Here is a 14,758-nt window from a genome sequence, read left to right on the forward strand (position 1 = left end):
TCCGCAAAGGTGGTTCTTGATGGATACAAAACACTTCAGATCCTTGTCGAAAAAATGGGCTTTCAAACTGCGTGAAGATGCACGGGATATTGAGCAGGAAATTATTGTTTTTTATCTCACTCGGCAATCAGAAAACAAGAACCTGGATATCTTTCGACCCGGCCATGAAGGCGCACTGTTTGAGCTTCTGAAGCACAAAATCAGGGGCAACAACCTGGAAAGCCTGGGTGGCAGTGGCAGGCGCTTGGATGGCGTGGGTGACGAAGACGATGCAGGCGAGATCGACATTCACGACGAGTTTGAGTCGCCAGATGAAAAGGCCAATCAGCTCGACAAGCGGCTGCAATTTGAACAGGTGTTCTGCCAGGAACTGGACCAAATTGATGAACTGAACAATTTGGCCGGTAGCGATCTGGGCGATGCCTTTGGGTTCACGGGTGCCAATGGTCGGGCCGTTTTGTCTCAACTCAAAAAACAAATTGTCGCCAGTGCCCAAAAGCGGTTCAACGCCAATTTGCGGGCTGTAAAGCCGTCTTCACGGGCGAAAGCCCGGCAGCAAACGGCGACGGCGTAACCGTCAGTCGCACGGCCGCCATGGCGGCAGGGTTGGCTGCAAAAGAAGATGTTTCAGGCAGTTTTTTTGCCAGTTGCCCACCCGGTATGCTGGGTACCTTTACCCCGGCTTGTCCAAACACCTTTTGGGCGTAGGTAGCGCCGATTTTTGAATCAAACCGGCCGGTGTTGTACATGCTCAGGGCGCCGCCGAGCGAGCCGGCTCTTCCATAGCTCGCAGCCAGAATGTTTGCCCCGGCAGCAATGTTGGTGCAGGGGTCGAACACCTGTTCCACAGTCAGCCCCAGCGCGGGCAAATTTTTGCTATTGATTTGCGCCAACCCCATATCAACACTTTCGCCACGACCGACAGCCGCCACCGCAGCGGCCACGGCCACAGCTTTGGACGCAAAGGCCATTGATTTTCTTGTCGTGTTGTTGTTGACCACCCAGGGCCGGCCGCCGGATTCCTGCTTCACAACAGCGGCCATGGTGACCGGATCGACGGCGGGTGCACACATCATCAAGAGCTCAAGCACGGCGCCCCCCGTCACCCAAATTTGGAGCCGACGATGAAAGCCGCCACGGTTGAAAACGCACCCAACCCGACAGCGGCCAACACGTAAAGCGACATGAAAGCCTCGCGGGCTGCAGCCAGGAGCTTGGCATCATCCAGGTCAACTTTGACCCGCCCAGGCGCAGCCTCCAAAGCATCCACTACCGCCTCAGCAACTGCAGGTTTCAGGGCCTCACCGACACGGCGCGGGAACTTTTGAAGTTCACCGCGCATGGCCGTCATCATTGCCACAATCGACTCAAGGCTGTCATCATCGTGACCAGGTCCTTTTGCCAGCCCCGGCGCACCTTTGACCAACGCGCCTGACAGCGCTTCAAACTCGATGCGCATGGCTGCAGCCGGCACCTGGCGCAACAAAACTGGCAAAAGCCAGATCCAGTTGGGATCACTTTCACCCATGCCGGCACGCACCGCCACGTCAACAATGTGTTGCACATCAGATGGCAGGCCAGAGGGCGCGAGCCGGGTAGCCAGTTCATCAATCAAGGTGCCAGCGCGGCGTGCAATGGCAGGGGCGGGCAGGGAAGCGGGGACGCCGGAAATGGAGTTGCCGATGCGCCGATCTTCATCATCAACACCACTCATCTTGAAGACTCCAGGGCAGCCAGTTTGCGTCCGGCAATGCCACGGTAGGTTTGAGCGACCGTGCGCGTGCCGATGGCCACACCGGATCCCGGAAAATTGCCCTTGTCGATCACCGTGTGCAAAGGCATTGACCCGATTAACTCGGCCGCGCGCGGCATCATGGCAGGCAATTCCAGCTCCGACCATGCATAGTCCTCGCCACTTAAGAGGGTCTTCCGGATGCTTGATTTGTCCCAGAATTCAAAAGACTTGCCGGGCCCGTGCTTCAGATTGATCAGCACCACCCCATTTTGGTAAAACATGGGGCTTTTGCCAACGCGGGCCTCCAGCTGATTTGTGCTCGACGCATCAATGCCCATCACCCAGATCGGTGTCGGATTCATCAATGCCATCAAACTTAAAACTGACTCCGTGATGTAAAGACCGGCCGCAGACGGTAAGGAAAAAACAAGGCGGATTTCGTCTGTTTCATTGATCTGGGTTTCAGCCAATTCATTGATAAGATTCAGCCAGTCGTCTTCTGATTTGATGGGGCGTTGCAGTCCAATGATTTTGATGTTGTTGACAGCCTCATTTTTGTACCCGTTGTCACACACGACATCCGGGTTCATGGGATCCGCATCAATGACAATCAATCTGTCAATCTTCGGCATGCCCGACACTTCATGGTTGATGAAGCTGTCAACCAGGCACCGGGAGACGAAGCTTTTGCCCACGCCGCCTTTGTCGCCGTCCACAAAATACGATTTGATCATGACCATCCTTTGGGTTGTTTAAATTCGTGCAAGAAGCTATTGGCTTGATTTCCACTTGGCGATGGCTTCGTCATACTGGAGTAGTGCGCGTTCGTACATGCCTCGTATCCTGTTTTCTGCGGCAATGATTTCGAACATGCCGTCGGGAAGTTTTCCGTTGTCAGGCATGGTTTTGGACACTGTCAGGTAGTCATCGATATTCATCTTGGTAACGTCCAACAATTCGCCTTTCACTTCGATGAATTTGAGCCTGGTGATTTCGTCTGGAAATGTGGTTTGACTTGCAAAAATTCGGTGGGTTGCGCCATTTTTTCTGACTGTCCGATCCGTGCCCATGGCCACCAACTTTTCCTGTTCGGCAGAGCTGCAAGTCAGACCGGTTGCGATGGACGCAGAGTCGGCTTCAGCAGCAGGGGCAGAGGATGGCGCTGCACTTGAAGCTTTAGCCGGTGCAGGCGGCTGAATTTGAGGGTCGGACATTGATGTGGCCTGGGTTGAAACGCCAGGGGACCTGGGTTTTCTGCCTCTTTTTAGTGGCTGGAGACCGCGTTCTTCCCGAACGATGCCAATGTGGCGCACAAGGTGTCCCTTGGTGATCTTGATGTCATGTTTTTGAAGCGCAGAGGCAATGCGATCCAGCGACATGCCCTGACTCAAGAAATCTTCAATGACCTCGAACGCAGACCGCACGATCAGAGCAGGGTCATCCTTTTGGGCAAGTTCAATTTCTTCACGAAGAATTGAGTCGATTTCTGATCTGATGCTTGGCATGATCCCCATACCGACAGGGCGCAAGTTCTGGCATCACAGGCGGCCCGACAGACGGCACAACCTGCATGACAGGCGCGCTGACAGGTGAATCAATTCACCAGCAACGTGGGAGTAGCCGAGATTGAAGTGTGCAGGGTGGGGGATATCTGGTACGTTGGCCGAATGAGTTGACTGGCCATCTCCGGCCGTCGGTCTCGAACGGCAGGTTTGGAGCACGCCAAATTCAACACAACGATATGCCGGATACCCGACTGCGATAGGCGCACGCAAATACGGTTTATCTGCCGCCGTTCAGCAGCAGTGCGCTTGGCTGGCATCGCGGCGGCGACAGATAAACGCTATTCATTGTTGCCGTCAAACTGTCAATAACTGGGAACTGTGCAGGTGTCTTTATGCACATCTCTGCATAAGTGCCCAATGCGGTCGTAGCGTCAATCAATCTCAGCGCCTGAAAGCCGACATCCAACGGCCAGTGCGTAAATGCAGCCTATGACAGCGCGTTTGCGTCACAACAGCATCCACTGCTGCTTGATTTCAAAGGAAGCACCAAGCGTGCCCCAATTTCAACGAGTGCAAGTCAGCTACGATCACGTAAACAGCAACAACAAGTCAATAGGCTGGCACACATTTAAGGGGAGTTCATGCAGATACGCCAAATCAAGGTCGCGCACTTTCGCGGCATCGAGTCCCTCGACTGGAAGCCGGGCTCGTCCTTCTGCTGCCTGATCGGGCCAGGCGACTCGGGGAAGTCCACCGTCCTGGACGCGGTCGAAGCCGCGCTCTCCTCTCGCTGGTTTGCCTTCACCGAGCCTGACTTCCTCGCGTGCGACACCACCCGCCCTATCGTCATCGAGGCTACGGTCGGGGGGCTATCCAAAGCACTGAAGTCGGACGAACGCCTTGGGCTCTACGTTCGCGGATGGACATCGGCAGGAGAGCTGCGCGACGAGCCAGAGGATGATGACGAGCCCGTCCTGACTGTGCGCTTGACTGTGGACGCCTCGATGGAGCCGGTTTGGGAGCTGATCTGCGACCGTGTTGATGACCCGCGCACCCTATCAAACAGGGATCGAGCACTGTTCGGACTGGTCAGGCTTGCCGGAGAGGACGCCAGACACCTCGCATGGGGACAAGGATCGGTCCTATCCCGCTTGACCGGCGACACGCACGAAGCATCCGCCCGCTTGGCTCAGGCCTACAAGGCCGCCAGAGAGAACGCAAAGCTGGACGAGATCGAATCGCTGGCCAATGCGGCGGAGAAGGCCGAAGGATTTGCCAAGGGATTGGGCGCTTACGTGGAAGGCTCGTATGAGCCCGGACTCGAACTTGGGCGCTCAGGACTGTCCTCCGGCTCCATCGCTCTGCATGATGACGGTGTCCCGCTGAGGTTGGCGGGGCTTGGCACTCGGCGGCTGGCGACCTTGGCCATTCAGAAGTCAGCCATCAGCGAAGGGGCCATCGTGCTTGTCGATGAAATCGAGCACGGCCTGGAGCCCCATCGGATCATTGGCGCCATTGCCCAGCTCAAGGCTGATCAGGAAGCCTCGGTTGCGGCTGGGCGACCTGTCGGCCAAGTGCTCATGACGACCCATTCGGATGTCGCCATCGGAGAAACCGGCCCAGAACGCCTGAGAGTCGTGCAAATGACCCGGCCAGGGCGGCAAGCGGCTGTCCTAGCGCCGACTGCGCCCGATTCCATCCGCGCATTGATGCGATTCGCTCCGAGGGCATTGTTCGCTCGCCGGATTCTTGTGACCGAAGGAAACACCGAGATTGGACTGCTGCTTGGCATTCGGGAGCACTGGCCCTCTAGGCACGCTGGAAAGCCCATCGAGCAATTGGGCGTCGCGATTGCCGACGGCAATGGCGCGCAAGCGCCAGCCATGGCATTGTCCCTACATGAATTGGGCTACCAAACGGCAATCTTTCGTGACTCCGACACATCGCTTTCCCCTGCTGAGCAAGCGTCATTAGCCGCTGCGGGCATCCAAGTCTTTGAATACGGGGGCGAGCTCAATACTGAACAATCGATCTTCAGTGCAGCCTCCGACGAACTTGTGCAGGAACTCTTGAACTTCGCCCGCGAGGAGCGGGGAAATGACGCCATCGACAACAACATCGACACCAAGATTCCCGACCTGACGCTTGCTGTCATACGCGAGACGTTCAGCTCATGGGAATTGTTTTCGGAACTCGACGGCTCTCAACTTCGGGAGGCCATCGCTGACGTGGCGGTTCGAAGAAAGTGGTTTAAGGATCAACGAATTGGACGCGGCCTTGCTCCGATGGTTTGGCGCATCGCAGAGGCCAACCCTGGCTCCTCGCTGGCTATGGCCCTTCATCAAGCAGAGGCGTGGTTGTATGCCTGATGCCTCAGACCTGTTCAATTTGGGAAATGGGGCCGTCGTCGCGCCTGCGGGGCATGGAAAAACCGAGATCATCGCAAACGTCGCCGCCTTGGGCCAACGTGCCTTGATCTTGACTCACACCCACGCTGGGGTCCATGCGATTCGCTCACGCCTTAAACGACTTGGAATACCTCGAGCCCGAGTCGCCGTTGACACCATCGCCGCGTGGTCCATGCGATATGCCCATGCGTTCCCCGGAATTGCAAAACCTCCCGCAGGCATGCCACAAGGCGCCGAATGGGATCAGCTCTACCGCGGCGCTCGCTTGGCCTTGAACGTCGCTGCCGTCCGCGCCGTGGTCGCGGCATCCTATGACCGAATCCTGATCGACGAATACCAGGATTGCGGCAGCCTGCAGCACGAATTGGCGACCGAACTCGCGCGCATTGTCCCAACGCTGATTTTCGGCGACCCTATGCAAGGCATCTTCGAATTCGCCGGAGCGACTCTGAGTTGGGATGCTGAAATCCATCCGCTGTTCCCATTCGCGGGAACCCTTGAAACGCCCCACCGTTGGGCTGGAAAGAATCCCGAGCTAGGGCAGTGGATCGCGGAAACCCGCGAGAAGCTCCTCAGGGGTGAACCCATCGACCTAGCTGATCCTCGAATCACGTTCAGGCAGTCCGATGACGCATTCGATCTGGGCGCACTGTTCGAGGGCATCGACGGCAAAGAGGGCAGCTTCGCAGCCATTCATTGCAACAAGACGATTTGTTATCGATTGGCCAAGGCCGCCGGTGGCGGATACCAAGCGATTGAAGAAATCGCCGCTGGCCGACTTCGTGAGTTCGCAACCCTTTGGGATAGGGCTGCGGATGGCTCAGGACGGCTCCGGGCCATCACAAGCCTGCTAGGCGATAGCTTCTCGATCAAGGCTCTTGCGGATGGCGTTGATGTCGATCCAGCGGATGCCGCCCTCGAAGCCGCATTGCGGGACATTGAACCGGCCCTCGATGTCGGCAATGGCGCAGAGGCTGCAGCGCAAATCATGGCACTCACGCGGAAGCATTCGCGTTGGAAACTATTCCGCAGTGAACTTTGGCGCGATGCAGAACGAGCCGCGACTGAGGTCGCAGCTGGGCGCGCAGAGTCTATGGACAAAGCGACCACAAATGTGCGCCAAAGAGTAAGCGTATCGGGTCGGAAGTTACCCAAGCGGACCGTGTCAACGCCATTGCTGTTGAAGGGGTTGGAGTTCGACCATGTGGTGATACCTGACGCATCGCATTTCGCCACGCAACGAAACGCACAGGCAAAGCTCTTTTATGTAGCGATATCGCGAGCAACGAGGAGCCTATCCATCACAGCTCCTGATCGCTGGTTGACACTACCGCCCCCGAGAACTTAGGACTGCACCTATCAACGCGGAGTTCGCGGCAGATCCTCGGCGACTTCGGGGGATAAAAAAGAGTTTGTCAAAATGTCTATTATTGCAGGCGCAGTCCTAAGAAGGGAGTTCTTCGTTACCCCAAAGCTGTCACTCGCGAATACCCGCAACTGGTCGTGAGACGACGACCTCTATGAGATTGGGATACCCCGCAAGCGGTAATCGACGACGAGATCGCGGGAACCAGCGGGTGTCGGCTAACGGGTGCTGATTTAGAGGGCCGTTACGACAGCAATGAGTCGGCGGTGCCAGTACGCGCACTGCTCTGAGTGTCCGGGCGGCCAGGAACAGTCATTGCCAATGACTCCCGAGAGCCATCAGCCGTTCACGCAACTGATTCAGTAGCCGGGGAACCAGCAAACGTGTCCGTCACGTCGGGCAGGACAGTGACATATAAAAGCCACGACACGCATATTGACAGGCGAGCCAATTCCGTCATTGCTGCTGGCGACACACGAATCGACAGGCAAACCAAAATCCAACGACAGTCGCACTGACAGGCAACCCAAAATTCAACGACACCCGCGCTGACAGTCGAATCAATTCACCAGCAGCGTGGGAATAGCAAAGACTCACTGTGCAGGGTAAGGGCCTTGTGCCCACGTTTTGTGCTGCGCTAAAACTTGGCTAGCGGCCCCCTGCTCAGGGCGTTGCCCCGAGACCCGTACTCAAACAACACGCGTCGCGCTTCGCTTGACTTGAAGTTGGGCATCACGACGGTCACTGAGGCTGGAGCGCGACTTCTCCTAGCCTGCAAGATCGTAGGCATTGACGCGCTCACCTTGCGATGCTGGCAAGCCCATGAGGGCTTGGTCAAGGGCGATGGTCGACCACAAGCGGTGCGTCCCACACCCTGCCATGCATTGAGATTAGAGGAACGCGCCAAATTGCTTAGCGTGACCAATGAGTCGCGATTCTGCGTCGCACCACCTGCCCGTATCGTTCTCAGTCGGCTTACGAAGGCGTGCATCTGGCCAGCGAGTCCAGCTTAACTGGGTACTACGGGCACAAGGACAAACCACTCACCGAGGACGCGCCAAAGCGCCCAAAACAGTGCGACCGCCCACGACCCACTTTGCCAGCGCAGCACGCCAGGTCTGGTGTTGGAATTTGACCAATTTGCCTGCGACTGTGATGGGTCGTTGGTTTAATTTGTACCTGATTCTGGAGTGGTCCAGCCGCAAGATCGTGGGCTGTGAAGTACATGACGGTGATCACTCGGATCATGCGGTTCACCTGGTACGGCGAGCGGTGGCAGCGGGATGCTTTGGTAAGCCCGATGCTTGGTTGCGTGCACTTGGCTTGAGGGACTCAGTCCCATGTTGCACTGCCTTGCCGGCCATCTTTGGCGCTCGCAGGGGGTGACTTGAGCTTATGCCCGAGTTGTAGCTAGTGCTTTTCCTGTATACGCCCATAGCCGGTGGCGATACGAGAAGCAAGTTCGGGAAACAGCGCGCTCAGCACTGCATCATACCGCGCGGGTCGGAGACATGCTTCATCGCCTGACGCTAGTTTGTCGATGATGGTTTGGCGCCATGCCGCATAGAGATCGGCCTGCTTCTGCGTGAACTGCGTTTCCAGGCCGTAGGCCTTGACCGCCATAGGGTAGAGCGTATTCCACTGCTGGGTATCGGCTCCGCTTTGCATGATGGCGTTGAGAACCTGAAACCCGGTGTCGACGGCGTAGCCAACGCCGCGATTCAGCTGAATGGACAGGATGCGTGGAATGATGCCGGATTCATCTACCATGACCTCGTCGGCAGCGCCTGACATGCCATGTGCCGCGAGGGCCTCAGCGGCTTCCATGAGTTGCACCCACTGTTCGCTGTCTGGCCCCAGGAGTGAGGGTTTTGGCTCGTTGCCTCGATGCGTCCGTCGTGCTTTCTTGATGCGGGCGTTGGCGTCGTAGAACCGCATTGCCGTCGAGAGGTAGGTGGCGGCCCACTCTGAGGCCGGTGTGGCGAGGAGGCGAAGGCGTCTCAATTCAATTAGCCGCTCTTGATAGCGAACGGTGATCGGGTGTCGGTCTATTTCTGCTTCGAGCATCTTCCGCTTGATGCGCCAGACGGGATGGTGAACCCAGCGCTTGCCTATCGTCTGGTCGACGATCAGGGTGCGCAGCCCGTCCAAGGTCACCCGCCCCCCTAATAAGCTGATGTTGATCTCAAGTGTTGGTAGATCGAGTTCGCGGATGCGGCGTAGTTTTTCTTCGTCGATTCCATGGGTCACCGTCACTTCGGCCAATAAGGTCAGCGGCCAAGGTTGGCTGTAGGTGTCTTCGACATCCTCCTCGAAGTCTCCGCTGACCATCGTCATGGTGCCACCGTGGGTATGGATCTGGCGTCCTCCGAGCGTAGCGATCACGTCAGGCACGATGCTGCCCAGGCACCGCTCCAGTCGTACCTCATCCAACGCCAGGTTGCGAGAGGCCGTCATCCAAAGTTTACGAATCCTGTCCTCTTCCCAGTTGCCACCGAACTCCTCGGGCGGATCGCGGGTGACCTCCACTTCGAGGCCGGGCGTCGCAATCGACGAGGCTTGCTCAAGGATGGCCTTGACTTCGCGGTGAAGCAGCGTTTCGCGGCGCCAGCGTTGCATGGTTGTGGCGTCAGTGTCGAGCGGCAGGTGCGAGAGAAAGTCCGATTCGTCGGTTTCCTGCCAGCCGTCCAGAGCATCTCGTGCGGCCTGCGTGGCCGCTGCATCGGCCTCTGTGGTTAGCTCTTGATTATTCCAGTGGGCACACCACCGGATGCCCGGAAGGATGCGCAGCCTGGCGCGAATCTCCTCGGGTCCGAGCATCGCGATAGTTGGATCGGAAAGCGACATCGTGACGATAGCGCGTCCGCTGCCGTCGCTGGCAGCTTCGCGAAGACCTGTCAGGTCGACCAGCAACTCTCGTCCATCGTCGAGCGTCAGCAGGGCCGTCGCATGGTCATGTAATGCCGCGCTGACAATGGAAACGCGTGCGGCCGGGGCTTCAACCCAGACCTCATAGCCCTGGCCGCTGAAGCCCTTGGCAGTCGCCGACATTCTCCGCTGTGGAAGATCGATAAAGCCCGTCTCAAGCAGGTGTCGCGTGGCGGCAAGGCGTGCTGCTACCACAGAACAGTCATCCTTCTGCGCGCCCGCTGGATGACGGAAATGCGCCGTGGGGCGTATTCGAAGCGGCTGGCCTGCCATCACGGGGATCAGCGAAAGTTTGCACGCAGGGCAGGTGCATACGCACCCACCTTGCGCGACTTCGGGATCGTGGATGTAACGCGGCTCGCCGGTTTGCGCGTCGTGCGCCCACTTCAACGGCACCGTAGTGGCGTCGACGGCTGGGTTCCGCACGGTCTCCGATCGGGTTTTAACCTTCCAAGTACTCAAGTCTTGCACCATTCGATCAGTCCCTTCCGGATCCAAAAATGACATCTGCACATTTTCTGCTGATGGATCGAGGGTGAAACCGTTGGGCGCCTCCAAAAATCATGATCAACCTCCCAACGTGGACGACGTTCGGGATTCAGAGAAAGCGATATCTGCACACCGCATCCGCCTGGGCAACTCAAGCACGCCCATTTCTTAACGCCGCCGTCCACCACTAACCACAGTTCGCCGGCAGGGATCTCGGTCTTGCCCGGATGTCGATCGACTCGTTTCACGAGAAAGTCGAAGTCCAGAAGCCCGAGGCGGCGCAGCGTCAACGTAAAGAAGCGGTTCATACAGTTACCCGATCACGCCAAGAAAGGGGTTCACGTCACCACGGCCCCAGGTGGCCTCGGTTCCGCAAACAGGGCATGTCGGAATCGGTCGGCACGTCATCGAACGATCCTCCACACGGTCGAATCGGCGAATGCGGTTGTGCGTCATGCCACCTTGGCCGCGGAAACCTGTCAAACCCTGGATCAACTCATCCACTGCGGCGCAAGCAATACTGGTAGTGAACGTGACCACTGCTGGGGCTGGGTCGCCACCTCCCTCCACATACGCCTCGGCCTTGCGGCGTTCAAACTCCGCCGGATCATTGCGCTGCAATCCTTCGGCTGCAGCACGCTGGGCATTGACGACGCCAAGGCAAATCAGGCAAGGGTTGCCCGGCCTGATTGTCGTGACGCGGCCCGTCATATCGTAGTCCACATCGCTTTTGGCCGACCGCATGCGCAACCCCACGTCGATCAACGGAATGCAGTAGTAGTGGGCAAGTCGGTTCAGGGTGAGCCGACCCTGGTTGTCATCGGTGCAGCCGAAAAGCACATCGCAAGACCGCAGAACGTCACGTAGCGATGGGTCGCCCACCCATGCACGCCGAGTAACCACCTGGTTGCCCAAGCCGCAAGCCTCGATTTCGCGCGCGAGGATGTCCACCTTGGCCAGCTTCGCGGGTACATCGGCGGCGCGCGATCCGTGGACACGGTTGAGATTGGTCGTGTCGATCGTGTCGTTGTCTATCAATGCGAGATGCCCGACACCCAGCCGAGTCAGCAGCGAAACCACGGCACTGCCCGTTCCGCCGCAACCGATCACCCCTACCCGCAGTGCCCGCACGATGGGATTGAATCCCTTGCCGAACAGCGCAGCCTGTCGAGCCAGAACCGCCGTCTCCGAGACTTCTGGCTGCATGCGCTGGATGTGGATCTTGCCTCCAATAATGGAGATGGACGATGCTTGGATGAAAATATTCGCTGAAGTCCACAGTCGACCAACGAAGGCATCGTGCTGCCCGAACACCATGCTGGCAAGTCCCCGAGTTCCCTTGTTGATGGCGGTGCGCGCTAGTTCGGCTTCGTTGCGATCGTCCTGGTCGGAAAAAAATGCGCCCGCGCCTGGATGCGTGTGAACCAGTGCGGGGACGAGGTTACGGTGCTTTGCCAGGCCCAGCAGCCGCATGAACCCCTGCGTTGACCACGTCACGTGCGCCGAGGAGGACGAGACCATCTCGTCGGATGTGATGGGCACCACCTCGTGCGAGATCAGACGGATACGTGGCTGCTTGGACCAAGGATCGGCCGCAATTTCGGCTTTGCCAAACAACACATAGGCAGCAGCCTCCGAGCCGTTTTCCCGATGAAGCAGCGCGCGCAGCGCCGCTTCATGGGATTCCAGCAAAATGATGTCCAGCGCTGCGGACGACATCATTTGGCCTCCGCCAGCGCGTGCTCGATGCGCTTGATCATCGTGTGCAGGCCATCGACACCCGGCCGCCAGCTATTGTTATGGCGAGACCAGCGTTGCCAGTTGTGACCCATGAAAGTGTGCGGCTGATCTGCGCATGTCGGGTAGCGACCTGCGGATACCAATGTCAACCAGAGGTTGCAGAAGAACATGTCCGGTGCAACGTCGGGATAGCCGGGCGGCAGAATCACCAGCACGTCGGCAGCCGGATGATTGAACTTACCTTGAGGCAGTTGCATTTGCTTCAGCACAACACCGGTGTGCGGACCGTCACTGACGACCTCCACTGTGAAACCGTGGCATTCGAGATAGCGCTGATCGGCTTCCGGCAGGGCCGCTAGTCCTTCCGTCGTGTCGCGGATAAGAGTGATGAAGCGTTCAATGCCTGGCTTGCTGAGGTCGATTAAGTCGCTATCGCGGATGAGCACGTCCTGACCACCACCACGCACTTCGAGGTAGACGTCATAGGTGTCAGTAGGGACGCCAGCCAACGCCTTCAAGATCTTGCCACTGATGGACGGCTTGCCCCATTCCATTTGGCGATCGTCGATTGTGAACTTGAAGGCGCGGTCAGTCTCGAAAATGACGAAGCGCTCTGCGCCGCGTCCACGCAGATCGTAAGTCTCGTCGAGCCGCAGGTCCTCGAAATCGCCAGACGGCAGGATTGCGTAGATGCTGTAGTCCGCCACAGGACTGACTTCGGCGGCCTGAAGGATCTGGCGGCCGGTAGGGACCGGATCGCGCAGATCCAGATGCCGCTCGTTGAGCTGTTCATCGGCCACCATGATGCGATAGAGGTGTGCCAGACGCAGGCTGCGGCCTTCACGGATGGCGGCACCAACATCTTCGAGAGGGATATGGCTGTCATCGCCAGGATTTTGTGTTTGCATTTGCTTGACTTTCTGTCGGCCATCTGCGGGATTGCAGTTTTCTTGGCCTTCAGTAAGTCAATCGCGGCGGATTTCAGGACCGGAAAGCCGATTCAAACATTCTTTATGGTGATCGCGCCGGAGGGAAGGTCGCCGCAGATAAAGAAGCTGGGGCAACGTGGGCAAGCGCGTGCTTCTTCCTTCACAGGAAAATCACCAGCGCGGACGCGCCTGACGATCTCCTGGACCTTCTCACTGCGCGTTTTGAGCTTTCGCTCGGTGAGCTCCATCGGCTGCGTCGTCTCGCTGGTCAGGTATATGACCTCGACCTGGGCCGACCCACCATAAGTCTGCATGGTCGCGAGATGGAGTAGTGTGTACTCGATGTCATCGAAAGCGTTGGACCTTGGTTTGCCGGTTTTTACCCGCCGAACGACGATCTGCCCCTTGTCGCCCCGGACGACACTGTCCGGCCAGACGAGAATTTCACCTTCCGCCCACCCGAGTGAGATCGGGGCTGCGGGTGCAGGTACGCCGCGACTTCGAGTTTCGACGAGGTAGTCCACCAGCCGGCGCGCGATGCGCCGGTAATCTTCCGCATAGCCATGGTCGACTGCGCCCCTGGTCTGCCATGCCTGGTCGAAGCGCGCGCCGAGTTCAGCTTCGTTTGGCACCGTCATCTCATGCGTGGTCTTCAACCAATCGAATACGTCCCCGACAACGTTGTGCATCTTCATGAAGGCCGTTTCCGTACGGCGGCCTCCGAGTTTCAGGACGTGGGTGTAAAAAAAGCGACGTGGACATCGCTCGAACAGGTTGACCTGGCTATCGGTCCAGACAGGCTTTTGCGCCCAGGCAACTTGCAAGCATGCCTTCGGCCGCGGCTTGGCACGTCGCTGCGGTGGATTGGGCGAGTGGATCAGAAGGTGTCGGATGGAGGCCAGGAACTTCGAAGGATTGCGCGCTCTGCCGTCGGACTGAACCGTTCATCAATTCGGCTGTTCTTCTGAGTCGGCAAGCGGGCCAGCACATCCTTCAGGTAGGCATACGGGTCATGCCCGTTAAGCTTGGCGCTTTGAATCAGACTCATCACAGCGGCCGCCCGCTGGCCTGCACGCAGTGAACCCGCGAACAACCAGTTGCCCCGACCTATGGCGATCGGTCGAATCTGGTTCTCGATCCAGTTGTTGTCGATGGGCAGGCGAGCATCCTGAACAAACCGGGTCAGTGCCACCCAGCGTTTTAAGCTGTAGTCCAAGGCCTTGGCGGTGGCCGTCCCATCGGTAATGCGTTGGCGCTGTAACAGCATCCACTGGTGCAAGGCATCCACCAGCGGTTTTGATTTGTCTTTGCGGATGCGCCCTCGCTCATCGGCACCGAGATGTTTGACCTCCCGCTCGACTTCATACAACTGCCCAATGTAGGTCAGCGCCTGCTGGGCAATCTCGCTCTTGTTGGCGACGTGCAGGTCAAAGAACTTGCGCCGGGCGTGCGCCATGCAGCCCACCTCCGTGATGGCCGCACCAAAGCTGGCTTTGTAACCACTGGTATGTGGTGCACCACATACCAGTGGCTATGTTGCTGCCAAAGATATGTTGCGCCAGTCCAGAATCCCTTGGCATCCAGGCCGCTGTTGACCGATTGACACCACATAACTTGTGGTGCTTGCTGGCAGTCCTTTTTAACTTCAAAGGACTGCC

12 protein-coding genes and 2 pseudogenes are annotated in these 14,758 nt (G+C 57.9%); 4 read left to right on the forward strand and 10 right to left on the reverse strand.

Features of this window, described 5'->3' with window-relative positions; all coding sequences use genetic code 11:
- Nucleotides 1-19: 19 nt before the first annotated feature.
- Complete coding sequence (locus C5P05_RS08140) at nt 20-574, forward strand: hypothetical protein (protein WP_157979248.1); 555 nt, start codon at nt 20-22, stop codon at nt 572-574.
- Here C5P05_RS08140 and C5P05_RS08145 read toward each other — a convergent pair.
- From C5P05_RS08145 to C5P05_RS33595, 4 genes are read right to left on the reverse strand one after another with little or no spacing between them, the layout of a single operon-like run.
- On the reverse strand, nt 504-1,076 hold the full coding sequence (locus tag C5P05_RS08145; RefSeq protein ID WP_114969356.1) for a lytic transglycosylase domain-containing protein: 573 nt from the start codon (nt 1,074-1,076) through the stop codon (nt 504-506). The genes C5P05_RS08140 and C5P05_RS08145 overlap by 71 nt on opposite strands.
- Nucleotides 1,077-1,102: 26 nt before the next feature.
- Complete coding sequence (locus C5P05_RS08150; protein ID WP_114969357.1) at nt 1,103-1,714, reverse strand: hypothetical protein; 612 nt, start codon at nt 1,712-1,714, stop codon at nt 1,103-1,105.
- Nucleotides 1,711-2,451, reverse strand: coding sequence for a hypothetical protein (locus C5P05_RS08155; RefSeq protein WP_157979249.1), 741 nt, complete (start codon nt 2,449-2,451; stop codon nt 1,711-1,713). Before C5P05_RS08155 ends, C5P05_RS08150 begins: the two co-directional genes overlap by 4 nt.
- Before the next feature lie 54 nt (nt 2,452-2,505).
- Nucleotides 2,506-3,240 carry a hypothetical protein gene (locus C5P05_RS33595; protein ID WP_157979250.1) on the reverse strand — a complete coding sequence of 245 codons (735 nt, stop codon included), beginning with the start codon at nt 3,238-3,240 and terminating at the stop codon, nt 2,506-2,508.
- A 641-nt stretch (nt 3,241-3,881) separates the two neighbouring features.
- Between C5P05_RS33595 and C5P05_RS08165 the strand changes: the two genes are divergently transcribed.
- The 3 genes and pseudogenes from C5P05_RS08165 to C5P05_RS34380 form a co-directional block, all read left to right on the forward strand.
- A complete protein-coding gene (locus C5P05_RS08165) occupies nt 3,882-5,609 on the forward strand; it encodes an ATP-dependent nuclease (protein ID WP_114969360.1) in 1,728 nt (575 codons plus the stop codon).
- Entirely contained in the window at nt 5,602-6,996 is a 1,395-nt protein-coding gene (locus C5P05_RS08170) for a UvrD-helicase domain-containing protein (protein ID WP_114969361.1), read from the forward strand. The genes C5P05_RS08165 and C5P05_RS08170 overlap by 8 nt, the downstream gene beginning before the upstream one ends.
- 749 nt (nt 6,997-7,745) lie before the next feature.
- Nucleotides 7,746-8,283: pseudogene (locus C5P05_RS34380) on the forward strand (IS3 family transposase); the annotation flags it as partial.
- Between the two features lie 141 nt (nt 8,284-8,424).
- Here C5P05_RS34380 and C5P05_RS08175 read toward each other — a convergent pair.
- From C5P05_RS08175 to tnpC, 6 genes and pseudogenes are all read right to left on the reverse strand, one after another.
- A complete protein-coding gene (locus C5P05_RS08175; protein WP_157979251.1) occupies nt 8,425-10,449 on the reverse strand; it encodes a hypothetical protein in 2,025 nt (674 codons plus the stop codon).
- Nucleotides 10,401-10,739 carry a DUF6527 family protein gene (locus tag C5P05_RS34385; RefSeq protein WP_232834393.1) on the reverse strand — a complete coding sequence of 113 codons (339 nt, stop codon included), beginning with the start codon at nt 10,737-10,739 and terminating at the stop codon, nt 10,401-10,403. Before C5P05_RS34385 ends, C5P05_RS08175 begins: the two co-directional genes overlap by 49 nt.
- Before the next feature lie 4 nt (nt 10,740-10,743).
- Complete coding sequence (locus C5P05_RS08185; RefSeq protein ID WP_232834394.1) at nt 10,744-12,153, reverse strand: ThiF family adenylyltransferase; 1,410 nt, start codon at nt 12,151-12,153, stop codon at nt 10,744-10,746.
- On the reverse strand, nt 12,150-13,079 hold the full coding sequence (locus tag C5P05_RS08190; RefSeq protein WP_114969363.1) for a multiubiquitin domain-containing protein: 930 nt from the start codon (nt 13,077-13,079) through the stop codon (nt 12,150-12,152). The genes C5P05_RS08185 and C5P05_RS08190 overlap by 4 nt, the downstream gene beginning before the upstream one ends.
- Nucleotides 13,080-13,171: 92 nt before the next feature.
- Entirely contained in the window at nt 13,172-13,924 is a 753-nt protein-coding gene (locus C5P05_RS08195; RefSeq protein ID WP_232834395.1) for a RecB family exonuclease, read from the reverse strand.
- Between the two features lie 53 nt (nt 13,925-13,977).
- A pseudogene (gene tnpC, locus C5P05_RS08200) lies at nt 13,978-14,604 on the reverse strand (IS66 family transposase); the annotation flags it as partial.
- Nucleotides 14,605-14,758: the final 154 nt, after the last annotated feature.

Origin of the sequence: Rhodoferax ferrireducens, from assembly GCF_003347515.1 — a bacterium.
Lineage (GTDB): Bacteria > Pseudomonadota > Gammaproteobacteria > Burkholderiales > Burkholderiaceae_C > Rhodoferax.